Source organism: Novosphingobium sp. CF614, from assembly GCF_900113255.1.
In the GTDB taxonomy this organism is placed as follows: domain Bacteria; phylum Pseudomonadota; class Alphaproteobacteria; order Sphingomonadales; family Sphingomonadaceae; genus Novosphingobium.
In genome coordinates, this window is sequence record NZ_FOOR01000004.1 from 1 (window position 1) to 22,761 (window position 22,761).

The window sequence follows — 22,761 nt, forward strand, 5'->3', positions numbered from 1 at the left end:
CGCGCTTCATCGCGCCAGAAACCTTCCGGATCCCCAAGCGAACGCGCGTACATCTCTTCGTAGCGCGCTTCGTCAATCAGCGCTTTCTCCGCCCACATCGCAGGCACGGGATAGACCGCATTGGCCATGTAGCGTTAACTCCTCTCCGGTCTGTGTAGCCGGCAATACCGGCCCTGTGCCAGTCCTTTGCGCGGACGGCATTTCGCAGCGGCTTAAGACACTGTCTTCCGATAGCCAACAGCCTCGCATCAATTCAAGCCCGGGCAGACGCGATGTGTCCCGGTTCCGGGACGATTCACGGCCAGCCCGCGCCGAATCCCACTGGCCGATCGCGTCAAAATGGCATGCCCTGATCTCGATCAAGGCGCGGTGCTTCTTGCCGACGTAGGGAAGCGCCGCCGCTCTCACCGGAGACCCCTTGCATGACCCTCAACGATACACGCTTGCTCACCACGCGGTCCGGCATCGAGCTCGAAGTCCGTCCCGCGACCGAGGCGGACGAAGCGGAACTCGCCGCTTTCTTCGACCGTGTGACCGATGAGGATCGCCGCTTCCGTTTTCTGGCCGCTGCGGATCATGTCAGTCACGAACAGCTCGAACCGCTGGTCCATACCGATCATTTCCGCACCGAATCCTGGCTCGGGATCAACAAGGCGGGCGGCCAGATCGTCGCCTCCGGCCTGCTGGCCTGCGACGGGCCGCTCGATACAGGCGAAATCGCCATTTCGGTCTGCGGCAACCACCGGGGCAAGGGCATCGGTTGGGCCATGCTGGATTTCCTAGCCGACCAGGCCAGGACGCGCGGCTGCCGCCGCGTCATCGCCATCGAGAGCCGCGATAATCACGCGGCGATCGAACTCGAGCGCGAGAAAGGTTTCAAGCCCGAACCGTTCGAGGGCGACCCCACGCTGGTGATCCTGTCCAAGACCTTCCGTTAAATCGCCGAGGGAGAACCCCGCACGGCGAATTGAGCGGATGGATTCAATAGCCCGATGACCGACGCGATCCGCACGACGTCGGCCGGGTCGCGGCGATGCCGGTCTCCATTGGCGCGGCCGAGGGGGACCGGCATCGTCATCCGCATCACAATCGCGCCGCCCATCACGCAGCGCTTCACAAGTCGCTGAGGTTTCAGCAGAACCCTCCCTTCGTCGCAGCCCGCGTTGCGAACGTCGACTTATCCACTGCCTGATGGTCTTCGCCGGGGGTTCGCTAACGCGATGGTAACGGCCCGGGGAGCAAGGCTGCCTCTGCCCGCATGGAGAGAACATTGCGCCACGAACGAATCAGCGACTGCTCGAAGCGCCATGCCGAGCGCACCGAGCTGGCGGGCGTCGTTCTGCTATGCGAGGTCCGCCAAGGAACGCGCCCCTGGAAGATGGCGCGGCTCGAAGACCTTTCTCCGGGAGGCTTCCGTATCGCCTGGCTGCCCGACGCGCGCGCGGAACTGCCGCTGCGCATCCGCATCCCCGGCATTCGGCTGCTGAGCGCGCGCATCTGCTGGACACGCGATGGGGCCATCGGCTGCGAATTCGCCGAACCGCTTCACGTCGCCGTCTTCGAGCACATCGTCCGTTCGGCCGGAGCAGCCTGACCGGCAAACAAAGAGGGCGCGCCATGCGGCACCGCCCTCTCCCATATTCCGGATTCGCCAGCCTCAGATGTGCAGCGCCCGCCCGTAAGCGGCCAGCGTTGCCTCGTGCATCATTTCCGACAAGGTCGGGTGCGGGAACACCGTGTTCATCAGCTCCGCCTCGGTGGTTTCCAGCGTCTTGCCCACGACATAGCCCTGGATCAGCTCGGTCACTTCGGCGCCGATCATGTGGGCGCCGAGCAGTTCGCCGGTCTTGGCGTCGAACACCGTCTTGATGAATCCCTCCGGCTCGCCGAGCGCTATGGCCTTGCCGTTGCCGATGAACGGGAAAGTGCCCGCCTTGACTTCGTATCCCGCTTCCTTGGCCTTGGCTTCGGTCAGGCCGACCGAGGCGATCTGCGGATGGCAATAAGTGCAGCCCGGAATGTTGCCGCGGTCGAGCGGGTGCGGATGAACATCCTTGTTGCCCAGTTCCTGCGCGATGGCCTCGGCGGCGGTGACGCCCTCGTGGCTCGCCTTGTGCGCCAGCCACGGCCCGTCCACGCAGTCGCCGATCGCCCAGACGCCCGGCACGTTGGTGCGGCCGTAGCCGTCGACCTTGATGTGGAAGCGCTTGTCCGGCTCTATATTGAGGTCTTCGAGGCCGATGTTCTCAAGGTTCGGGACGATGCCGACCGCCACGATCACGTGGCTGAACTCGGTGGTCGCTTCCTTGCCGTCCCTGTCCTTGATCGTGACCTTCATGCCCGAGGCGCCCTTCTCGACCGCGCCGACATTGGCTTTGGTCATGATCTTGAGGCCTTGCTTGACCAGCGCCTTCTCGAGAAACGCGGAAACCTCGGCATCCTCGACCGGAACGATCCGGTCCATCATCTCGACCACCGTCACGTCCGAGCCCATGTCGTTGTAGAAGCTCGCGAACTCGATACCGATCGCGCCCGAGCCGATGACGAGGAGCTTGGCCGGCAGTTCCCTGGGCGTCATCGCATGGCGGTAGGTCCAGATGCGTTCGCCATCGCTCTTCATCTTGGGCAGTTCGCGGGCACGGGCGCCGACGGCGATGATGATGTGCCTGGCCTCCAGCGTCTCGGTGCCCTTGTCCCCGGTCACTTCGAGCTTGCCGGGCGCGACCAGCTTGCCGGTGCCCATGTGCACGGTGATCTTGTTCTTCTTCATCAGGTGCGTCACGCCCTTGTTGAGCTGCGAGGCAACTCCGCGCGAACGTTTCACCACGGCATCCAGATCGGCAGTGATATTCTCGGCAGCCAGGCCATAATCGCTGGCGTGCTTCATCTGGTGGAACACCTCGGCAGAGCGCAGCAGCGCCTTGGTGGGAATGCACCCCCAGTTGAGGCAGATACCGCCCAGCAGTTCACGCTCGACGATGGCGGTCTTCAGCCCAAGCTGCGCGCAGCGGATCGCCGAAACATATCCGCCGGGACCGGAACCGAGAACGATGACGTCGTAGGAATCTGCCACTGCTTCAACTCTCCTGCTCGATTGCGCCCTGCTCGACCGCGTGCTGTTCAATCATTCTGGGCCTGCCCCTATCGTCCACCGCCACGAAAGTGAACACCGCTTCGGTAACCTTCACCGCTTCTTCTTCATGACGGTGACGGCGCCAGGCATCGATGCAGATGGTCATGGAACTGCGCCCGACCTTGCGGAGCCCGCCGTAGACCGAAACCTCGTCCCCCACCTTGACCGGGTGATGGAATTGCATGCCGTCCATCGCCACCGTCACCGCCCGCCCGCGCGAATAGCGCGCGGCGATCAGGCCGGCGCCCATGTCCATCAGGCCCATCAGCCAACCGCCGAAGATATCGCCATAGGCATTGGCGTCAGCAGGCATGGCAGTGACGCGGATGACGGGATCGCAAGCGGGGTCGCTCACGTCAGGCGACCATCCCCAGCGGGCTTTCCACAAACTCCCTGAAAGCCGCCATCAGGCGCGCGCCATCGGCGCCATCGACCGCGCGGTGATCGAAACTGCCCGTCGCGCTCATCACGGCGGCCACTCCCAGCGATCCGTCGGGCATGACCCAGGGACGCTTTTCACCCGCGCCGATGGCGAGGATGCACGCCTGCGGCGGGTTTATCACGGCGGTGAACTGCTTGATCCCCATCATGCCCATGTTGGAGATCGAGGCGGTGCCCCCCTGGTATTCCTCGGGCTTGAGCTTGCCTTCCTTGGCCCGCTGGCCAAGATCCCTAGTGGTCCTGGCGATAGCAGAGAAGGACTTGCCGCCCGCATCCTGCACGATCGGCGTTATCAGTCCGCCCGGAATCGAGACCGCCACCGAGATATCGGCGCGCGCGTACTTGATAAGCTCGTTGCCGGCGAACGACACGTTGCATTCGGGCACGGCGATCAGCGCCATGCCCAGCGCCTTGACCAGCATGTCGTTGACCGAGACCTTGACGCCCTGCTTTTCCAGCGCGGCATTCAGTTCGGCCCGCATCGCCATCAGCTTGTCCAGACGCACATCGACGGTGAGGTAGATGTGCGGCGCTTCCTGCATCGACTGGGTAAGGCGGCGGGCGATGGTCTTGCGCATGCCCGAGAGTTTTTCCACCGTGTGCGGAATGCGATCGTCGAGCAAGGCGCGTGTTTCCGGGGCCATTTCGACGGTCGCGGGCCGGGCGGCGGCCGGCGCGGCATCGTTGGCGGCGACGGGAGCGGCGGCCTTGGGCTTCGCGGTGCCGGCCTGAGCGGCCTCGACATCGGCCTTGACGATACGGCCGCCCGGACCGGAACCGGCCAGGGATTCGAGATCGACGCCTTTGGCGGCGGCGAGGCGCTTGGCAAGCGGGGATGCGATCACGCGGGCTTCCTTCGAACTGGAGGTATTCTGAACGGCCACGGCAGCGGGCGCCGGTTCGGGCGCTTTCTTCACAGCCTCGGGAACCGGCATTTTCGGAACGGCCGGCGTCACGGCGGCGGGCGTGGCGGCCACGGCGGAAGCGTCCTCGTCCTCGCCAGTCAGCAAGGCGATCACGGTGCCGACTTTCACGCCTTCGGTGCCCTCGGCGACCATGATCCTGCCGATGGTGCCTTCATCGACAGCCTCGAACTCCATGGTCGCCTTGTCCGTCTCGATCTCGGCCATGATGTCGCCGGAGCTCACGGCATCCCCTTCCTTCACCAGCCATTTCGCCAGTTTTCCCTCTTCCATGGTGGGAGAAAGGGCGGGCATCTTGATCTCGATAGGCATGGAGGCGTGATCGTCCTTGCGATGCTTGAAGTATCTGCGGGTCGCGCCTTCATTTGGACAAGTTGGCGCCCGCGCACAAGCGCCCAACGGTCGCTTTTTCGCATTCGTGATGGCTTGCGCGGTAACTTGAATGGCCTGATAAGCCCGTCCGGAGGGGAACATCATGCGCGTCTATCTGGTCATTATCGATGAAACCGAAGAAGCGCTGGTAGCGTTGCAATTCGCCACGCGGCGCGCCGCCAAGACCGACGGCGCGCTGCATCTGCTTGCGCTGGTGCCGCCCCAGCCCTTCAACGCCTTCGCCGGCGTCCAGGCGACGATCGAGGAAGAGGCTCGCGCCCGTGCCGAGACGCTGGTGACGGCGGCCGCCGGCAACCTGCTTTCGCAAGGGGCGAAAATGCCGGTGATCTCGGTGCGCATGGGCGAGGACATCAAGGTGGTGCGCGAATACCTGAAGGAGCATCCGGAAGTCTCCGCACTGGTTCTCGGTGCCGCCAAGGAAGGCGGGCCGGGCCCATTGGTCTCCCACTTCACCGGCGCCGGCATGGCGCATATGACCTGCCCGGTGTTCGTGGTGCCGGGCGGGCTCGATGCGGCGGCGATCGAAAAGTTGAGCTGATCGCCGTCCCTGGCGCGGCCTGCTACCGCTTCTTGCGTCCCTGATGCCGGATGTTCGCCGGCCGACCGCGCGGACCGGCCAGGTGGCTGCCGCGCTTCTTGAGCGGTGACGGCCGCCCGCGCGGCTCGATGCGGCCGCCGCCCTGCTCCAGCTCGAACTTGAGCGCGCCGGTCAGCGGATTGGCCTCGGCGAGGCGCAGACGCAGGATCTGGCCGATCGCGTATGTCGTCCCGCTCTCCTCCCCGACCAGGACTTGTGCCTTCTCCTCGTAGGCGAACCGCTCGTCGCCGAGCGTCGAGACCGGAACAAGCCCGTCACCGCCGAGCCCGATGATCGTCGCGAAAAAGCCGAACTTGCGAACGCCGGTGATGCGGGTGCCGAAAACTTCGCCGACCCGGGCGGACAGCCAGGCGGCGACATAGCGATCGATGGTCTCGCGCTCGGCCTCCATGGCGCGGCGCTCGGCCTGGCTGATCGCTTCGCTGACCCGGCCGAGATCGTCGCGGTCGCGGTCGGACAAGCCGGTGGTCGCGGGAATGTCGCCCGCCGGCCTGGGCTGCTCCAGCCCATAGGCATCGACCAGTGCGCGGTGAACCAGCAAGTCGGCATAGCGGCGGATCGGCGAGGTGAAATGCGCGTAGGAACCCAGCGCAAGGCCGAAGTGGCCTTCGTTGCGCGGGCCATAATAGGCCTGCGTCTGGCTGCGCAGCACGGCTTCCATGATGAGCGCCTTCTCGCTCTCGTCGGCGATGTCCTTGAGCATGCGGTTGAACAGGCTGGGCGTAATCACCTGGCCAAGCGCAAGCTTCTTTCCGAACGTGGCGAGATAGTCCTTGAGCGCGACCAGCTTCTCCCGGCTCGGCGTCTCATGGACGCGATAGACCACCGGCGCGACCTTGGCCTCAAGCGCCTTGGCGGCGGCGACGTTGGCGGCGATCATGAAATCCTCCACCACACGATGCGCGTCGAGCCGTTCGCGAACGGCGATCTCGGTGATGCGGCCCTGTTCATCGAGTTTCACGCGCCGTTCGGGCAGTTCCAGCTCCAGCGGATCGCGCGCCGCGCGCGCGGCCGCGAGCGCCTTCCAGCAAGCCCACAGGTTCCGAAGGACCGCGATGTCCACATGCCCGTCCCCTCCGACCACGGAAGGGGAATCGATGCGCTCTTGCGCGTCCTCATAGGCGATCACTTCCGCTATCCGCACGATCGCCCGCGTGAAACGCCAGTCGGTCACGCGGCCCTCGCCGTCGATCCTGAGATGGCACGCCATGGCCGCGCGGTCCTCGCCCGCGCGCAGCGAGCAGACGTCGGCGGAAAGCACTTCGGGCAGCATCGGCACGACGCGGTCGGGGAAATAGACCGAGTTCCCGCGCCGCCGGGCTTCCCGGTCGATCTCGCCGCCGGGCCGGACGTAGAACGAAACGTCGGCGATGGCGACAAGGGCGCGGAAGCCCCCTGCTCCATCCGGCTCGGCCCAGATCGCGTCGTCATGATCGCGCGCGTCGGAAGGGTCGATGGCGACAATCGGAAGCGCTCGCAGATCCTCGCGCCTGTCGATATTGAGCGGCAGTTTCGCGACCGTCTGCGCCTCGTCCAAAGTTTCCTCGAGGAAACAATTTGGAATGCCGTGCTTGTGGATCGCGATCAGGCTGAAGGCCTTGGGTGCAAGCGGCTCGCCAAGCACCTGGGTGATCTTGACCGAGGGCCGCGCCGAGCGGCCGATCGGTTCCGCCAGCACCAGTTCGCCCGCTTCCGCCCCGCCGAGATCGGCAATCGGCGAGGAATGCCGGATACGCTTGTCGACCGGGGCCAGCCATGGCCTGCCGGTGCCGTCGATCTCGACGACGCCGAGGAACTGTTCGGAGCGCAGCTCCAGCTTTTTCATCGGCCAGGCGCGCCAGCCCGTGGCGGTTTCCTCCGTCCGCGAAAGTACACGATCGCCCTTCTTGAGGGCGCCGCCCGCCGCGCGTTTTCCAGGGCCCTTTTCGACGAGGCGGATGCGCGGCGGCGGGGTTGCATCGTCGGGTTGCCAGGTATCCGGCACGGCGATCGCCTCACCCTCGTCGATGTCCACCACGCGCAGCACGGTGACTTTCGGCAGACCGCCCATCTTGTGGAAGGCCGTGCGCTTGCCGTCGATCAGGCCTTCCTCGGCCATGTCCTTCAGCAGGGCCTTGAGTTCGATCTTCTCGTTCCCCTTGAGCCCAAACTCTCGCGCAATCTCGCGCTTGCCGGCGGGCACCGGCGAGTTCTGGATAAAGTCGAGGATCTGCTTGCGCGTGGGCAAGCCGGGCACTGGCCGGTTTCGGGATGGCATGGCATTGCAGTGGGGCCTGGCGGCGTTTATTGCAATGGCGCTCCCCTCGCCGCGGGGCTCCTTACATATGATCCGGTTCGGGACCGTAGCGATTGTCGCCATCTGTCGATGGCCAGGCGCCGAAGAGGATGACCAGGATCAGCGGAATCCATCCGATCAGCCCACGCAGGATCATCTTTCCCTGCAGGGCCTGAACCGCCTCGAGCTCCCCCACCTGCGCCATCGCGACCATTTTGACGGCATCGTCGATCGTGCCGATGGTGACGGCGATCGCCAGAAGCTGGATCGCGACGGCGATCCCGGCGATCCAGCCCGGCTTGTTCGAATCATGCAGGCGCCGGGTGAAAGATGCCGCAACCAGGCCCGTCATCGCCAGCGATACGAACGCCGAGGCCCACATCGTGGCGCGCATCAGGCCGCCGATCTTTTCCATCACGCGGCGCTGGATTTCCACTTCATCGGCGCCGTTCCGGGCGGCAGTGAGGGCATCCCCCATCATGCTTCCCGTCATCGGGATCGAAATCGCGAAGGAAACGGCGAATTGCAGAATGACCAGGAACAAGACGTAGTACCAGAACGTGGACCGCGAATCCCTGCCCGCGAAGTTGGCGAGACTGGATAGATTGTACTTGATCGCGCCGAGCATCGCCGTCCCCTTTGCGTTACCAGTCAATAGGCCCTTGCGACGTATATCCTTTCAACCGCCGGACGTCCTGTAAAAATGCAGGTGCCAATCTGGGCCGCACCGTCCAGGGGGGTATTGCGGATGGTGAGTTTGAGCGCCTTGAGCTTCTGCACCACGTCCTCAAGCTCCACCCCGGTCGGGCGTGCCCAGTGCACTTCGGCCCAGCCCGGATAGCGCTTGTCTTCCGAGAAGAATGCCGCAAGCGCGTCAAAGCTTTCGATGGCCGTGATATTGGCATCGCGCCTGGCCCTGGCCTCGGCATAAAGCGCAGCCTGGATGTCTGCCAGTTCGGCGACGGCGCGGGCCAGGAAATCGTGCTTGGGCATGCCCACGAAATTGGCCTTGGCCGCCGCGTTCCACAACCGGTCGCGGCGCAGCATGGAAACCTGACCGCCGGCCGCATCGCGCCCGCCGATCTCCAGGATCAGCGGCACGCCTTTCTTGACCCAGGCCCAGCGCTTCTGCGTGGCCTTGCCGGGGCGCTTGTCGAGCAGCACGCGTACCGGCTCGCCCAGCGCGGAGAGGGCAGCCAGCGCCGCACGCAAATCCTCGCAATAAGCAAGCAGCGCCTCATCCTCGTCATTTTCGCGCAGCATCGGCAGGATCACGATCTGTTGCGGCGCCACCATCGGCGGCACGCGCAGGCCATCATCGTCGCCGTGGGTCATGATAAGACCGCCGATCATGCGCGTGGAAGTCCCCCAGCTGGTGGTGTGCGCGTATTGCTGGGTGCCTTCCCGGTCCTGGTACTGGATACCCGCCGCATGGGCGAAGCCGGTGCCCAGATAATGCGAGGTCCCGGCTTGCAGCGCCTTGCCATCCTGCATCATCGCCTCGATCGAATACGTCGCCACGGCTCCCGGAAAGCGTTCGTTCTCCGGCTTTTCGCCCGCAACCACCGGCATGGCGAGCTCCGTCTCGGCGAAATCGCGATACATCTCGAGCGCGCGCAGCGTTTCGACCATCGCATCCTCGCGGTCGGCGTGGGCGGTGTGGCCCTCCTGCCAGAGGAACTCGCTGGTGCGCAGGAACATGCGGGTGCGCATTTCCCAGCGCACGACATTGGCCCACTGGTTGGTGAGCAGCGGCAGATCGCGCCAGGACTGCACCCAACGCGCCATCGCCGCGCCGATCACCGTTTCCGAGGTCGGACGAACGATCAGCGGTTCTTCCAGCTTGGCGTCCGGGTCGGGCACGAGGCCGCCCTTGCCGTCTGCGACCAGCCGATGATGCGTGACGACCGCCATTTCCTTGGCGAATCCTTCGACGTGCTCGGCTTCCTTGGCGAAATAGGAAAGTGGGATGAACAGCGGGAAATAGCAGTTGGAAACGCCGGCGGCCTTGATCCGGTCATCCATCCGGCGCTGGATCCGCTCCCAGATGCCATAGCCCCACGGCTTGATGACCATGCAGCCGCGCACGCCCGATTCCTCGGCCATTTCGGCTTCGGAAATGACTTCCTGATACCACTGGGCGAAATCGTCCTCGCGCTTGGTCGAGAGGGCGTGACGGATGGCGGACACTTGTGGTTCTTCCTGACTTGTTGGCGCGAACGGGGGCTCCTCCCCCGAAGGCGCACCCGCTGGCCCTTATTTGCCCAGCGCGTCAAGCCTCTTCTGGATTTCGGCCATCTGATCGCGCAGCGCGGCAAGGTCTCCATTGTCGTCGGAGGATGGCGCCTTGGGTTCTGGCTTCTCGGAACCGGGCATGAAGGCGGAGGCGGCGGCCTTGAACATCGCCATGTTCTGTTCGGCCAGCTTGGCGAGCGGATTGTTGCCCAGGCTGTCTTCGAAAGCCTTGGCCAGCTTCGTCTGGTTCGCGCGGAAGTTTTCCATCGAAGCTTCGAGGTAGTGCGGGATCAGGGACTGCATCGAATTGCCGTACATGCCGATCAGTTCGCGCAGGAAGTTCACGGGAAGCATCTGCTCGCCGTTCGTTTCCTCTTCCATGATGATCTGGGTCAGGATGGTGTGCGTGATGTCGGTGCCGGTCTTGGCATCGAGAACCTTGTAGTCCACGCCTTCCCGAGTCATCTTCGCGAGGTGTTCGAGCGTGATGTAGCTTGACGAACGGGTGTTGTAGAGCCGCCTGTTCGCGTACTTCTTGATAATTACGGTATTGTCCTCGCCAGGCGCCGCTTCAGCCATTTCCAATCCCCAGTCCAACCAATCGCTTATGGTATCATTCGGGGATATCGCAACGCAACACAATTTGCTGCGCAGCAAAAGACCGGATGCGCCGTTTCAACGCCCGAATCGGCGTCCCAGCACGGTCAGCAGTTCGTATTGCGACAAGCCGGTCACGGCGGAGGCTTCGGGCAATGTGTAATTCGCGGTGACCCAGTCACCCTCGTTCAGATGCGGCGCCCGGCTCAGGTCGATCACCGTCATGTCCATGCTGATCCGTCCCAGCACCGGCAGTTCGACCCCTCCGGCATGGAAGCGTCCCTTGCCGGACCAGCAGCGCAGATAGCCATCGGCGTAGCCCAGCGCGATCGTGCCGACGCGCATGGCGGCGGGCGCGGTGAAGGTGGCGTTATAACCCACGGTCTCTCCCGCAGCGACGGTGCGCACTTGCATGATCGCCGCCTGCGGATGCACGACCGGACGGATCAGGCCGGCCATCTCGGGGCGTGGAACGCCGCCGTAGAGCGCGATGCCCGGGCGCGTGAGATCGCCATGGAAGGCACTGCCCAAAGCGATTCCGGCGCTGTTGGCAAGACTGGAGCGCGCGTGCGGCAGCGCGGCGCAGACTTCTTGCCAGCGTGCGCATTGGACCGCGTTCAGCGCGCTATCCTCCTCGGCGGAAACGAGGTGCGAAAGCAGGACGTCGATCTCCAGCGCCTTCAGGCACTCCTCGCCGATCTGCGCCATGGGCAGGCCAAGCCGGTTCATGGCGGTATCGACCATCAGGTCACAGCGCCCGCCGCCCGCCGCCAGCCAGCGCCGCGCCTGTTCGAGCGAATTAATCACCGGCTTGACCCCGCAGGCCCTGGCGAACGCCGCGTCGGCATCGCCCAGCGGGCCATGCAGGACCGAGATCGAACCCGGCGCGGCGAAGTCCAGCACGTCCACGACCTCTGACCAGTGGGCCACGAAGAAATCGCGGCATCCCGCCGCATGGAGCACCGGCACCACCTGCCGCACACCGACGCCGTAGCCGTCCGCCTTCACCGCCGCTCCGGCGCGGGCACGGCCGGAGAGCTTGTCAAGCGCCTGCCAGTTCGATCGCAGGGCATCGGGATCGAAGCCGAGCCGCAAGGCCGGCGGGGGAACATCAAGGCGCATCGTCACCATATTCGCGAGGCGGGCCACCGCGCAGGCCCCAGAGCGCCACGGCAAGCGCCATCGCCACCACGGCCCAAGTGTACCACAAGCCTTCATAGGGATTGCCGCTCTTGGCCACCATGTAGCTGGAGATCAGCGGCAGGAAACCGCCGAAATACCCGGTGCCGATATGATAGGGGATCGACATCGAACTGTAGCGGATCTTCGGCGGGAACATTTCACAAAGCAGAGCCGCGACGGGGCCATAAGTCGCGCCGGACAACGCCATCAGCACGATCAGCATGAAGCCGATCATCAAGGCATCGCTGATGGCCGGCGTGATCCTGTCGAAGCTGTATCCGGCTTCGGTCAACCATGACTGGATCTGCGCGGTGCGAGCCTTCTTGTCGTCCCAGGCATAGCTGTCGATCGGCAATGCCCTGCCCCCCACCTTGACCACAAGCTCCGGCGCAGCCGATACTTGGTAGGTAATTCCGGCCGCCGTAAGATCGCCGAGCAGCTTGCCGCAATTCGTCGGCTGTTCGGAGGCGAAGGGGCTGTAGTCGCAGTCCGGGCCGGCAACGGAGACCGGCGCCTTGCGGCCGGCCTCGACCAGGCCGGGATTGGCGTGCGTGCCGATCGTCCAGAACGCGGGAAACATCAGCACCAGCGTCAGGAAATAACCCCAGACGATCGGCTTCTTGCGGCCGATCCGGTCGGACAGGCTGCCGAAGATCACGAAGAACGTCATGCCCAGCGCCGCCGACACGCCGACGATGACTTCCGCCCAGGTATCGTTCATGCGCATCGCGCCCTTGAGGAAGCTCAAGGCGGAGAACATCGCGGTGTACCAGATCACCGTAAGGCCCGCGGCGATGCCGAACAGGGCGATGAAGATGCGCTTCCGGTTGCCCGGGTACGTGAAGCTTTCCACGAAGGGATTTCCGGCGATCTCGCCTTCCGCCTGCATGGCCCTGAACACCGGGCTTTCCGAAAGCTTGAGACGCATCCACAGCGAGATCGCAAGCAGCGCGATGCTCAGGATGAAGGGCACGCGCCAACCCCACGAATCCCACAACTCCGCGCTCATCAGTCCCTTGCAGCTCAGCACCACGATCAGGCTGAGCACGAAGCCGCCCACCACGCTGGCCTGGATGTAACCGGTGAAATAACCGCGCCGATTGGCGGGTGAGTGTTCCGAGACGTAGATCGCCGCGCCGCCATACTCGCCGCCCAGCGCCAGGCCCTGAAGCACCCGCAGCAGCAGGACGATCGCCGGCGCCGCAAATCCGATCGTCTCGGCCGAAGGGATGAAGCCCACGCCCGCCGTCGCGATACCCATCAGCGTCACAGTGACGAGAAACGTGTACTTGCGCCCCAGCCTGTCCCCCAGGAAGCCGAACAGGATCGCTCCAAGCGGCCGGAAACCGAAGCCGACCGCGAAACCGGCCCAGACCAGCAGCGTTTCGAGCGTGGCATTGCCGGAGGGAAAGAAGGTCTTGCCGATGATCGCGGCGAGCGTGCCGTAGATGAAGAAGTCATACCACTCGAACACCGTGCCCATCGAAGAGGCGGCGATCACCAGCTTGATGTCGGAGACGCTGGGCTCCGGTCCGTGCGGATGCTGGTGTGCGTCTGCCATGTGTTCCCCCCTTTGAATCTCGCTCCGGAAGTGTCGCCCTTATACGGTGGCTCAACGAGTGGGAAGCACCTGCATCGCGGCGTTCCATGGGAGCATGACCGCCCCGTGGCGTGCGGGATAGTCGCGCGCGGCCGCGATCGCCGACAGGCCCGGCCAATCCGGCAGTTCGCTTGCGCCCGCCAGCCAGGAGGCAATCGCCGTGCCGGCGGCGTGGATCTCGTCGATGCTGCGGCCAGGCGCGCCTTGCGCGAAAATCGCCGCTGCAGCCTGGCCGATGGCGCAAGCCTGGCTGCGCACGCCGATTTTCGCGATCGTCCTATCGGGCGCCGTCGCCAGGCCGAGCGTGATGGTGCTGCCGCAGCTTTTCGAACGCGCCTCTGCCCGCAGCGGCAGGTCATCCGTGAGCGGAAAGCGCGCGAGTCCGACGGCAAGTCCGAGCACGTCGGAGGTGTATAGAACGGTCGCCGACATTCAGTTCGTGTCGTTCTTCGCCGGATGCTTCGCCGGACCCTTGGCCGGGTTCTTGGCTTCCGCGGCGATCGCCTCGCGCCGCCGCTCGGAGATAAGCTGGACCAGCGCCTCGCTGCTTGCGTTGACGAAGGGATAAGTGCGTGCCTGGGTGATCCAGTCCGGCCTGCCGCCGATGCCCCAGATGGTGTCGTAACCCAGCACCAGCACTGAGAAACCGAGCACGATGATGATCGTACCCTTCACCGCGCCGAAACCGAAACCGAGCACGCGGTCGATCGGCCCGAGGACGGAGGACCGGCTCTGGCTGCCCGCCCAGCGGGCCACCAGCTTGACCGCCAGGAAAGGCACCAGCAGCAGCAGCGCGAACGCCAACACCGCCGCGCCGGAACCGGTGCCGACATGCGGTTCCAGCCAGTCGGTAAGCGGCGTGTGCAGCAACCGGATCGCGAATATCGCGAAGATCCAGGCTCCCAGCGTCAGGATCTCCTGCACGAAGCCACGAAGGAAGCCGGTGATGGCGCCCAGCCCGACCAGGAGCAGAACGGCGATGTCGAAGCCTGTCATAGGTTGCCGAAATTATGCGTCCGAAAGGATGCGGTCAACGAGGTTGGGCAGCATGGCAAGTCCCGCAAAACGAATACCCTTGTCGGCCTTGCCGTCCGCCGCCGGTCCCCCGGCGGGCCCGAACGCACGGCTAAATCCCAGTTTCGCCGATTCGCGCTGTCGGATCGATGAATGGGCGACGGGGCGAATCTCGCCGGCGAGCGAAACTTCCCCGAACCACACGGCATCACCCGGCAACGGCTTGTCGCCGAGCGCGGAGATCAGCGCGGCCGCCACCGCGAGATCGGCGGCCGGGTCGCTCAGCCGGTATCCGCCCGCGACATTGAGGTAGACCTCGGCGCTGGAGAAGTTGAGCCCGCAGCGCGCCTCCAGCACCGCCAGCAGCATCGCCATGCGGCCATTGTCCCAACCGACCACGGCGCGGCGCGGCGTCGCTCCGCTCTGCAGCCGCACGATCAGTGCCTGGATTTCGACCAGGACCGGCCGGGTGCCTTCCATGGCCGGAAACACTGCGCTGCCGGCGATCGGCTCCTCGCGGCCGGAAAGGAACAGCATCGAGGGATTGCCCACTTCAGCCAGCCCATCGCCTTCCATCGCGAAGACGCCGATCTCGTCGACCGGGCCGAAACGGTTCTTGAGGCTGCGCAGGATGCGATACTGGTGGCTGCGCTCGCCCTCGAAGCTCATCACCACATCGACCATGTGCTCCAGCACGCGCGGCCCGGCGATAGTGCCGTCCTTGGTGACATGACCCACCAGAACCAGCGTGACGCCGCTCTCCTTCGCATAACGGATCAGTTCGAAGGCACAGCCGCGCACCTGGCTGACCGTGCCGGGCGCCCCCTCGATCTGGTCCGAATGCATGGTCTGGATCGAATCGATCACCACCAGCGCGGGCGGATCCATCATTCCCAGCGTCGTAAGAATGTCTCGCACCGAAGTCGCGGCCGCGAGCTGGATCGGTGCGTTGGACAGCCCGAGCCGCTCAGCCCGCAGCCGCACCTGCCCCGCCGCTTCCTCGCCGCTGACGTAGATCGCCTGCCCACCCGACCTGGCGATGTGCGCGGAAACCTGCAGCAGCAACGTGGACTTGCCGATTCCCGGATCGCCGCCCATCAGGATCGCCGACCCGGGCACCATCCCCCCACCCAGCGCGCGGTCGAACTCGGCGATGCCGCTGGCGCGCCGCCGCGGCATCTCGCCCGGCTGGTCCAGCGGGGTAAAGTGGATCGGGCGGCCGCCGGACGAGAGATCGTGCTTGGCGGAGAACACCGTCTGCGGCGCATCCTCCACCAGCGAGTTCCATTCCCCGCAATCGGCGCATTGCCCCTGCCAGCGGTTGGAGACGCCACCGCAGGCCTGGCAGACATATCGACGCTTGGGTTTCGCCATGCCTGTCGACTAGTAAGAACAGATTGCGAACACAAGCCCTCCATGGGGCTTTTTGCAGCACCCGCCAATCTTTGCTGCGCAGCATTGAGGTATCGATCGCCATTGCGATTGCAGTAGCGCTTGCCATCGCGCTCTGCCAAGCATGCGCCATGCGGCAGAAGGAACTGCGGATCGCACTTGTCTGCTACGGCGGCGTCAGCCTCGCCGTCTACATGCATGGCGTGACCAAGGAACTGTGGAAGGCCATGCAGGCGAGCCGCGCCTTCTGGTCGGACGATCAGCAACCGGCCGGCAGCGCTGCGGTCTACCTGCGTTTGCTGCGACGCCTGGAGCACGGCAGCAACCTCAGGCTCAGGCTGCTGACGGACATTGTCGCGGGCGCCAGCGCGGGCGGCATCAACTCCCTGTTCCTGGCCCAGGCGATCCATTCCGGGCAGTCGCTCGAACCGCTGACCGAATTGTGGCTCGAATGCGCGGACGTGGACGTGCTGCTCGATCCGGAGGCGCGACCCTGGTCGCGGATGGCCAAGTTCTGGGCGAGCCCGATCGTGTCCTATTTGCTGCACCGTCCGGGCAATGCGGTAAGTGCCAGCGTCGCCCCCGAAACGCGCGCGGAGGTTCGCGAGAAACTCTCGCGGCTGATCCGCTCGCGCTGGTTCGAACCCCCGTTCAGCGGCATCGGCTTCTCGCGCCTGCTATGCCGCGCGCTGACCGCGATGGCCGCGGCTCCCGCCGAAAAACCGCTGCTGCCCGCGCGCCATCCGCTCGACCTGTTCGTCACCGCCACCGACTTCAAGGGCCACCTGGAGACGCTGCACCTCCACTCGCCCCGGCTCGTCCTTGAAAGCGAGCACCGCCTCACGATCGGTTTCCGCGCCGCGACCCGGGCCGAGGGCGGCCATCCGCTGGCGCCGATCCCCGAACTGGTGCTCGCCGCGCGTTCCACAGCGAGCTTTCCCGGTGCCTTCCCGCCCTTGCAGATCGGCGAAATCGACCGGCTGGTGCGCGAGATGGCAGTGGACTGGCCAGAGCGCGACGCCTTCCTTCGCCGCGTCATGCCCGAGCATTCGCGCAGCGGCGACATCGATGGCGTGTCGCTCATCGACGGTTCGGTCCTGGTCAATGCGCCTTTCGCCGATGCCATGTCCGTGCTGCGCGATCGGCCCGCGACACGCGAGGTCGACCGGCGCTTCGTCTACATCGACCCAAGCCCGGACCACACCGGCCCGACGATGCGCAAGGAGACCCGGTCGCTGGGGTTCTTCCCGGTAATCTTCGGTTCGCTCTCGGCAATTCCCCGCGAACAACCGATCCGCGACAATCTCGAAGCGCTGGAGCGCGATTCGCGCGAGATGGCAACCTTGCGCGACATCGTGAGCGCCTTGCGGCCCGAGATCGAGGAATCGGTGGACCGCCTGTTCGGCCACACGCTGTTCCTGGACCATCCCACGGCGAAGCGGCTTGCCGCATGGCGCGCGAAGGCGCAGCTGGCCGCGCTGGAACAGGCCGGATTCGCCTGTCATGGTTACGCCCAGGTCAAGTTCAGCGGCATCGTCACCATGTTCGGGCGATTGGTCTTCGATGCGGCACCGGAACTTGGCCTGCCCAACGCGGCGCCGATCAGGGATCGCCTGGTCGCTCACCTCGCGGCCATGGGGATCGACCGCATGAAAGCGCTGCGCGATGTCAAGTCGCCGACGCAGATCGCGTTCTTCCGCACCCATGATCTCGCTTTCCGCATCCGCCGCTTGCGGCTGCTGGCTCGGCAAGTGACGCAGGAGCGAGAGCGCGAGGGAAGTGTGACCGAGCAGGACCGAGACGATGCGCGCACAGCCATCTATGCCGCGCTGGCACTCTATATAGATCGCGAACCGATGGCCGCGCTGGGGGAGGAATTTCCGGTCCTGGCCCGCGCCTTCTTCGAGGATCCAGGCGCGCTTGTCGATCATGTCGCGCGCAGACGCCGGCTCGTCGAGACCGACGCCGTCGTCGACGAAATGCTGGCCAGGGCCATGGCGGCAATGCCTGCCCCGCTACGTCGACGCGTGCTGCTGGCCTACCTGGGCTTTCCCTTCTACGATACGGTGACCCTGCCCTTGCTGCGCGGCGAAGGGCTGACCGAATTCGACCCGGTGCAGGTGGACCGGATCTCGCCCGAGGACTGCCACGCGATCCGTCGAGGGTCGGACACGCTACGCGGCACCGAGTTCTACAACTTCGGCGCCTTCTTCAGCCGCGCCTACCGCGAGAACGACTACCTCTGGGGCCGGCTTCACGGAGCCGAACGCATGATCGACCTGCTCGCCTCGGCGCTGGACGCCGAACATGCCGTGCCCGAGCGTGAGCTGAAACAGTTCCGGCGCGAGGCGTTCCTGGCCATCCTCGACGAGGAACAGGGCCGACTGCGCGCCGATCCCGGGCTGGTGGAACGGATCAGGCGGGAAGTGTCCCAAGGCACCAGGTGATCGTCATCCCGGGTCACCCTCGGGATGACGTTTGCGCCGTTACTCCGTCAGATCGTTCCAGACGTCCTTGATACGATCGAAGAAGCCCTTCGATTGCGGGCATTCCTCTCCGGTTTCGGTGGCCTGAAGCTCACGCAGCAGTTCCTTCTGGCGCGGGGTGAGCTTGGTCGGCGTCTCCACCGAGATCTCGATGACCAGATCGCCGCGCCCGCGCCCTTGCAGCACGGGCATGCCGGCGCCGCGCTTGCGCAGCTGCTTGCCCGACTGGATGCCGGCGGGAATCTCCAGCTGGATCATCTCGCCGTCAATGTCGGGGATCTCGATCGCTCCGCCCAGCGCCGCCGTGGTGAAAGTGATCGGCACGCGCGTGAGCAGCGTGGTGCCGTCGCGCTCGAACACCCTGTGGCGCTTGACGTGAAGAAAGATGTAGAGATCGCCCGGCGGTGCGCCGAACGGGCCTGCTTCACCTTTGCCGGCGAGACGGATGCGCGTGCCCGAATCGACACCCGGCGGAATATCCACCTGCAAGCGCTGCGGCGTATCGACGCGCCCCTCGCCGCCGCAGGCACGGCACGGCTTCTCGATCACTTCGCCGCGGCCGTGGCAGGTGGGGCAAGTACGCTCCACGACGAAGAAGCCCTGCTGGGCACGAACCTTGCCGTGGCCGGCACACATGGCACAGGCCCGCTTGCCGGTGCCCGGCTCCGCGCCCGAGCCACGGCACGGCTCGCAGGTCTGCGAAACCTCGATGGTGATCTCGGTCTGCTTGCCGCGAAAGGCTTCGTCGAGGCTGACTTCCATGTCGTAGCGCAAGTCGGCGCCCCGGCGCGCCTGCTGGCGTCCGCCGCCGCCAAAAGCGCTGCCGAAGATCGATTCGAAAATGTCGCCGATATCGCCGAACTCGGCACCCATGCCGCCGCCCATGCCCTGCTGGAACGCGGCATGGCCATAACGATCGTAGGCCGCGCGCTTCTGTGGGTCCTTGAGGCAGTCGTAAGCCTCACTGATCTGCTTGAAGCGCGACTCGGAATCCGAGCAGCCCGGATTCTTGTCCGGGTGATAGCGCATCGCGAGCCGGCGATAGGCCGACTTGATGGCCTTGTCGTCCGCCGTCCGCTCTACTTCCAGCAGTTCGTAATAGTCGATCTCGGTGCTCAAGAACTCACCCCCAGTAAACCTCGCCACCCCCGCTGAATGCGGGGGCCCGGCTCTTGCCGTCGCGGCTTCGCGCTAGGGAAGAACAAGGTTCCCGTTTCGCGGGAATGACGAACACGGTTTATCTCCGTTGGCTGGTTCAGCCCTTGTTTTCATCGACTTCCGAGAACTCGGCATCGACCACATCGTCGTCACCGCCCGAGGGCGCGGCGCCGCCAGGCGAGGAGGCGGTGGCCTGCTCCTTCTCGTAGATCGCCTGGCCCATCTTCATGGCGACTTCAGTCAGCGCCTGGGCCTTCGCAGTGATTTCGGCGGTGTCGCCGCCGTCGATCGCGGCCTTCGCGGCCGCGATCGCGGCCTCCACGTCCGACTTGAGCGAAGCGTCGATCTTGTCGCCGTTCTCGGCCAGTTGCTGCTCCGTCGCATGGACGAGGCTGTCGGCGTTGTTCTTGGCCTCGGCCGCCTCGCGACGCTTCTTGTCCTCCTCGGCGAAGCGCTCCGCATCCTTGACCATCTGGTCGATGTCGGAATCGGAAAGGCCGCCCGAAGCCTGGATGCGGATCTGCTGCTCCTTGCCGGTGCCCTTGTCCTTGGCGGAGACGTTGACGATGCCATTGGCGTCGATGTCGAACGTCACCTCGATCTGCGGTACACCGCGCCGCGCCGGAGGGATGCCAAGGAGATCGAACTGGCCGAGCAGCTTGTTGTCCTGCGCCATCTCGCGCTCGCCCTGGAACACGCGGATCGTCACCGCCTGCTGGTTGTCCTCGGCGGTGGAGTAGACCTGGCTTTTCTTGGTCGGGATCGTGGTGTTGCGGTCGATCATCTTGGTCATGATGCCGCCCAGCGTCTCGATACCCAGCGACAGCGGGGTCACGTCGAGCAGCAGCACGTCCTTGACGTCGCCCTGCAGCACGCCGGCCTGGATCGCCGCGCCCATGGCGACGACTTCGTCAGGGTTCACGCCGGTATGCGGATCCTTGCCGAAGAACTCCTTCACGACTTCGCGTACCTTGGGCATGCGGGTCATGCCGCCGACCAGCACCACGTCGTCGACATCCTTGGCCGAAAGACCGGCATCGGCCAGCGCCTTGCGGCAGGGCTCGAGCGTGCGCTGGATCAGATCGGCGACCATGCGCTCCAGGTCGGAGCGAGTAACCGTCTCGACCAGGTGCAGCGGCGTGGTGGCGCCACCTTCCATGCGCGCGGTGATGAAGGGCAGGTTGATCTCGGTCGTCGCGGTGGAAGACAGCTCGATCTTGGCCTTCTCGGCGGCTTCCTTGAGACGCTGGAGCGCAAGCTTGTCGCTGCGCAGGTCCATGTTCTCCTTGGCCTTGAACTTGTTGGCCAGCCACTCGACCAGCTTGGAGTCGAAATCCTCGCCGCCCAGGAAGGTGTCGCCGTTGGTCGATTTCACTTCGAACACGCCGTCGCCGATCTCGAGGATCGAAACGTCGAAAGTGCCGCCGCCAAGATCGTAGACCGCGATGGTCTTGCCGTCCTGCTTGTCGAGGCCATAGGCCAGCGCCGCCGCGGTCGGCTCGTTGATGATGCGCAGCACTTCAAGGCCGGCGATCTGGCCGGCGTCCTTGGTCGCCTGGCGCTGCGCGTCGTTGAAGTAGGCCGGCACGGTGATGACCGCCTGCGTAACCGTCTCGCCAAGATAGCTCTCGGCGGTTTCCTTCATCTTCTGGAGGATGAAGGCAGAAATCTGCGAAGGGCTGTAATCCTCGCCGCCGGCATTGACCCAGGCATCGCCGTTCTTGCCCTTCACGATGGTGTAGGGAACAAGCTCGGTGTCCTTCTTGGTCACCGGATCGTCGAAGCGGCGGCCGATCAGGCGCTTGACCGCGAAGATCGTGTTGTCGCCGTTGGTCACGGCCTGACGCTTGGCGGGCTGCCCGATCAGGCGCTCGCCGTCCCTGGTGAAGGCCACGATCGAGGGAGTCGTGCGCGCGCCTTCCGAATTTTCGATAACCTTGGGCTTGCCGCCGTCCATCACGGCAACGCAGCTGTTGGTAGTGCCGAGGTCGATACCGATTACTTTTGCCATTATCCCCATTCCTCACGTCAGTGGTTGACACCGCCCGGATCGCCTCCCCCGAAAGGCAAGACAGCTTGCGCGGCTCGATGACGTTCCTAGTCGTCGGGGGGCGATATAGGAGCGGTTTTGCTTGGAACAAGAGTGTTCGGGTGGCATTACCGCCCGCGAAATTTCGCAATGCACAAGCTAAGGATATCCCGGCCGTGAAACTGCCTCGCAAGCTCGCTTTTCTCTGTGGCGCCGCCTCGCTCGCGGCACTGGCGGCATGCCAGCAACCCGCTGCCCCGGTGCCTCAGGAGACCGGAGCCGACGCCGCCGCGCCCGATGCCAAGCCGGGGATTTCGGCGAGCGACGGGCGCTTGGTCCTGCCGGTCGTCGCGGGCCGTCCCGCGGCAGTCTATTTCTCGGTACGCAACGACGGCCCGGGCACGGCCACCCTGGTCGGCATCCATGTCGCGGGCGCCGGCAAGGCGGAAATGCACAAGACCGAAGGCGGCACCATGAGCCCGGTCGACTCGGTCGAACTGGCGCCGGGCGCAGTGCTGGAATTCGCGCCGGGCGGCTATCACATCATGGCCTTCGATCTGGCGGACACGCTCAAGGCGGGCGCCGCCACCGAACTTACCCTGACTTTCTCCGATGGAGACAAGCTGTCGATGCCGCTCCGCATCGAGAAGATGGGCAATGCCATGACCGATCACGATATGGCGGACCATGACATGGCCGGCCACGATATGGCGGGCATGAATCACGGAGAGCCATGAGCGATCCGCATGTCTGCCCGCCCGGCGGCGAAAGGCCGCTGACGGCAGGCGAAACACGGCTCGTGCGCTCGGTGTTCGGGCACGCGATCGATTGCGAACCGGTCCGTGTTCGCCGCTGGCGCTGGTTTCCCTTCCAGCCCGTCCATACCGTCATGGCACCTTGCGGCCACCTGCATTTCCATCCCGACTCGGGGAATTACCGCGACGATTTTTGGAGCAGCGACGCCGCCGCCCAGGGGCTTTTCATCCACGAGATGACGCATGTCTGGCAGGCCCAGCGCAAGGGTGGCTGGTATCTGCCGTTGATGCGCCATCCGCTGTGCCGCTATGATTACACGCTGCGCCCGGGCTGGCCGCTCGATCGCTACGGGATCGAACAGCAGGCCGAGATCGTCCGGCACGTATTCCTGCTATCGCGCGGTCGGCACGTTCCCGGCGTCCCGCCGCTGGAAGACTATCGCGGCGTACTGCCCTTCCATCCCGCGTAGAAAGGGCGCGGAAGCCAGTGGCAACCCGCGCCCTTTCCCGCGACCCGACAGGCGGGCATGCGCTCCGGCTTTCGCCGGAC

21 protein-coding genes are annotated in these 22,761 nt (G+C 65.0%); 6 read left to right on the forward strand and 15 right to left on the reverse strand.

The window, feature by feature from the left end; translation table 11 throughout:
* Positions 1–422 precede the first annotated feature (422 nt).
* Positions 423–938, forward strand: a complete 516-nt coding sequence (locus BM052_RS06105; protein ID WP_091144504.1) for a GNAT family N-acetyltransferase — start codon at positions 423–425, stop codon at positions 936–938.
* On the opposite strand, the gene BM052_RS19850 is transcribed toward BM052_RS06105, so the two are convergent.
* Positions 935–1,102, reverse strand: a complete 168-nt coding sequence (locus BM052_RS19850) for a hypothetical protein (protein WP_177198355.1) — start codon at positions 1,100–1,102, stop codon at positions 935–937. The two genes, BM052_RS06105 and BM052_RS19850, sit on opposite strands and share 4 nt — an antisense overlap.
* A 168-nt stretch (positions 1,103–1,270) precedes the next feature.
* On the opposite strand from BM052_RS19850, the gene BM052_RS06110 reads away from it, so the two are divergent.
* Positions 1,271–1,594, forward strand: coding sequence for a PilZ domain-containing protein (locus BM052_RS06110; RefSeq protein WP_255405992.1), 324 nt, complete (start codon positions 1,271–1,273; stop codon positions 1,592–1,594).
* A gap of 63 nt (positions 1,595–1,657) precedes the next feature.
* On the opposite strand, the gene lpdA is transcribed toward BM052_RS06110, so the two are convergent.
* Genes lpdA through BM052_RS06125 form a run of 3 tightly spaced genes read right to left on the reverse strand, consistent with a single transcriptional unit; the run spans position 1,658 to position 4,809 of the window.
* Entirely contained in the window at positions 1,658–3,073 is a 1,416-nt protein-coding gene (lpdA, locus tag BM052_RS06115) for a dihydrolipoyl dehydrogenase (RefSeq protein WP_091144509.1), read from the reverse strand.
* A 4-nt stretch (positions 3,074–3,077) separates the two neighbouring features.
* The gene (locus tag BM052_RS06120) at positions 3,078–3,446 is read right to left on the reverse strand and encodes an acyl-CoA thioesterase (RefSeq protein WP_177198373.1); all 369 of its coding nucleotides are present in this window, start codon (positions 3,444–3,446) and stop codon (positions 3,078–3,080) included.
* Positions 3,447–3,489: 43 nt separating this feature from the next.
* On the reverse strand, positions 3,490–4,809 hold the full coding sequence (locus BM052_RS06125; RefSeq protein ID WP_091144514.1) for a pyruvate dehydrogenase complex dihydrolipoamide acetyltransferase: 1,320 nt from the start codon (positions 4,807–4,809) through the stop codon (positions 3,490–3,492).
* Between the two features lie 163 nt (positions 4,810–4,972).
* On the opposite strand from BM052_RS06125, the gene BM052_RS06130 reads away from it, so the two are divergent.
* Positions 4,973–5,428: a universal stress protein gene (locus tag BM052_RS06130; protein ID WP_091144517.1), complete on the forward strand. Its 456-nt coding sequence runs from the start codon at positions 4,973–4,975 to the stop codon at positions 5,426–5,428.
* Positions 5,429–5,450: 22 nt separating this feature from the next.
* Here BM052_RS06130 and BM052_RS06135 read toward each other — a convergent pair whose 3' ends face one another.
* The 9 genes from BM052_RS06135 to radA form a co-directional block, all read right to left on the reverse strand.
* Positions 5,451–7,745, reverse strand: a complete 2,295-nt coding sequence (locus tag BM052_RS06135; protein ID WP_091144520.1) for a ribonuclease R family protein — start codon at positions 7,743–7,745, stop codon at positions 5,451–5,453.
* Between the two features lie 61 nt (positions 7,746–7,806).
* The gene (locus BM052_RS06140; protein ID WP_091144522.1) at positions 7,807–8,391 is read right to left on the reverse strand and encodes a DUF805 domain-containing protein; all 585 of its coding nucleotides are present in this window, start codon (positions 8,389–8,391) and stop codon (positions 7,807–7,809) included.
* Positions 8,392–8,414: 23 nt separating this feature from the next.
* Positions 8,415–9,953 (reverse strand): aminoacyl--tRNA ligase-related protein, encoded by a 1,539-nt coding sequence (locus tag BM052_RS06145; protein WP_091144525.1) that lies wholly within the window; start codon positions 9,951–9,953, stop codon positions 8,415–8,417.
* A 66-nt stretch (positions 9,954–10,019) separates the two neighbouring features.
* The gene (phaR, locus tag BM052_RS06150; protein WP_091144528.1) at positions 10,020–10,577 is read right to left on the reverse strand and encodes a polyhydroxyalkanoate synthesis repressor PhaR; all 558 of its coding nucleotides are present in this window, start codon (positions 10,575–10,577) and stop codon (positions 10,020–10,022) included.
* Between the two features lie 96 nt (positions 10,578–10,673).
* Complete coding sequence (gene alr / locus BM052_RS06155; protein ID WP_091145004.1) at positions 10,674–11,717, reverse strand: alanine racemase; 1,044 nt, start codon at positions 11,715–11,717, stop codon at positions 10,674–10,676.
* The gene (locus tag BM052_RS06160) at positions 11,707–13,338 is read right to left on the reverse strand and encodes an MFS transporter (RefSeq protein WP_091144529.1); all 1,632 of its coding nucleotides are present in this window, start codon (positions 13,336–13,338) and stop codon (positions 11,707–11,709) included. Before BM052_RS06160 ends, alr begins: the two co-directional genes overlap by 11 nt.
* 51 nt (positions 13,339–13,389) lie before the next feature.
* Positions 13,390–13,809 (reverse strand): iron-sulfur cluster assembly scaffold protein, encoded by a 420-nt coding sequence (locus tag BM052_RS06165; RefSeq protein WP_091144532.1) that lies wholly within the window; start codon positions 13,807–13,809, stop codon positions 13,390–13,392.
* Positions 13,810–14,373, reverse strand: a complete 564-nt coding sequence (locus BM052_RS06170; RefSeq protein WP_091144534.1) for a CvpA family protein — start codon at positions 14,371–14,373, stop codon at positions 13,810–13,812.
* A 12-nt stretch (positions 14,374–14,385) separates the two neighbouring features.
* Entirely contained in the window at positions 14,386–15,765 is a 1,380-nt protein-coding gene (gene radA / locus BM052_RS06175; RefSeq protein ID WP_091144536.1) for a DNA repair protein RadA, read from the reverse strand.
* Positions 15,766–15,914: 149 nt separating this feature from the next.
* Here radA and BM052_RS06180 point away from each other — a divergent pair, with 149 nt between their 5' ends.
* The gene (locus BM052_RS06180; RefSeq protein WP_091145006.1) at positions 15,915–18,230 is read left to right on the forward strand and encodes a patatin-like protein; all 2,316 of its coding nucleotides are present in this window, start codon (positions 15,915–15,917) and stop codon (positions 18,228–18,230) included.
* Between the two features lie 39 nt (positions 18,231–18,269).
* Here BM052_RS06180 and dnaJ read toward each other — a convergent pair whose 3' ends face one another.
* Complete coding sequence (gene dnaJ, locus BM052_RS06185) at positions 18,270–19,388, reverse strand: molecular chaperone DnaJ (protein ID WP_091144538.1); 1,119 nt, start codon at positions 19,386–19,388, stop codon at positions 18,270–18,272.
* Positions 19,389–19,524: 136 nt separating this feature from the next.
* Complete coding sequence (gene dnaK / locus BM052_RS06190; protein ID WP_091144540.1) at positions 19,525–21,438, reverse strand: molecular chaperone DnaK; 1,914 nt, start codon at positions 21,436–21,438, stop codon at positions 19,525–19,527.
* A 194-nt stretch (positions 21,439–21,632) separates the two neighbouring features.
* Here dnaK and BM052_RS06195 point away from each other — a divergent pair, with 194 nt between their 5' ends.
* Both BM052_RS06195 and BM052_RS06200 read left to right on the forward strand, forming a co-directional pair.
* Positions 21,633–22,193 carry a copper chaperone PCu(A)C gene (locus tag BM052_RS06195; protein WP_255405993.1) on the forward strand — a complete coding sequence of 187 codons (561 nt, stop codon included), beginning with the start codon at positions 21,633–21,635 and terminating at the stop codon, positions 22,191–22,193.
* Positions 22,190–22,681 (forward strand): vgr related protein, encoded by a 492-nt coding sequence (locus BM052_RS06200; RefSeq protein WP_091144545.1) that lies wholly within the window; start codon positions 22,190–22,192, stop codon positions 22,679–22,681. Before BM052_RS06195 ends, BM052_RS06200 begins: the two co-directional genes overlap by 4 nt.
* Positions 22,682–22,761: the final 80 nt, after the last annotated feature.

Coding starts and splice junctions, on each gene's coding strand:
- BM052_RS06180 (WP_091145006.1), top strand. CDS start 15,915: ATGCGGCAGAAGGAACTGCGGATCGCACTTGTCTGCTACGGCGGCGTC.
- phaR (WP_091144528.1), bottom strand. CDS start 10,577: ATGGCTGAAGCGGCGCCTGGCGAGGACAATACCGTAATTATCAAGAAG.
- dnaK (WP_091144540.1), bottom strand. CDS start 21,438: ATGGCAAAAGTAATCGGTATCGACCTCGGCACTACCAACAGCTGCGTT.
- BM052_RS06130 (WP_091144517.1), top strand. CDS start 4,973: ATGCGCGTCTATCTGGTCATTATCGATGAAACCGAAGAAGCGCTGGTA.
- BM052_RS06120 (WP_177198373.1), bottom strand. CDS start 3,446: ATGCCTGCTGACGCCAATGCCTATGGCGATATCTTCGGCGGTTGGCTG.
- BM052_RS06200 (WP_091144545.1), top strand. CDS start 22,190: ATGAGCGATCCGCATGTCTGCCCGCCCGGCGGCGAAAGGCCGCTGACG.
- BM052_RS06135 (WP_091144520.1), bottom strand. CDS start 7,745: ATGCCATCCCGAAACCGGCCAGTGCCCGGCTTGCCCACGCGCAAGCAG.
- BM052_RS06160 (WP_091144529.1), bottom strand. CDS start 13,338: ATGGCAGACGCACACCAGCATCCGCACGGACCGGAGCCCAGCGTCTCC.
- BM052_RS06170 (WP_091144534.1), bottom strand. CDS start 14,373: ATGACAGGCTTCGACATCGCCGTTCTGCTCCTGGTCGGGCTGGGCGCC.
- radA (WP_091144536.1), bottom strand. CDS start 15,765: ATGGCGAAACCCAAGCGTCGATATGTCTGCCAGGCCTGCGGTGGCGTC.
- BM052_RS06105 (WP_091144504.1), top strand. CDS start 423: ATGACCCTCAACGATACACGCTTGCTCACCACGCGGTCCGGCATCGAG.
- BM052_RS06140 (WP_091144522.1), bottom strand. CDS start 8,391: ATGCTCGGCGCGATCAAGTACAATCTATCCAGTCTCGCCAACTTCGCG.
- BM052_RS06125 (WP_091144514.1), bottom strand. CDS start 4,809: ATGCCTATCGAGATCAAGATGCCCGCCCTTTCTCCCACCATGGAAGAG.
- alr (WP_091145004.1), bottom strand. CDS start 11,717: ATGCGCCTTGATGTTCCCCCGCCGGCCTTGCGGCTCGGCTTCGATCCC.
- BM052_RS19850 (WP_177198355.1), bottom strand. CDS start 1,102: ATGGGCGGCGCGATTGTGATGCGGATGACGATGCCGGTCCCCCTCGGC.
- BM052_RS06165 (WP_091144532.1), bottom strand. CDS start 13,809: ATGTCGGCGACCGTTCTATACACCTCCGACGTGCTCGGACTTGCCGTC.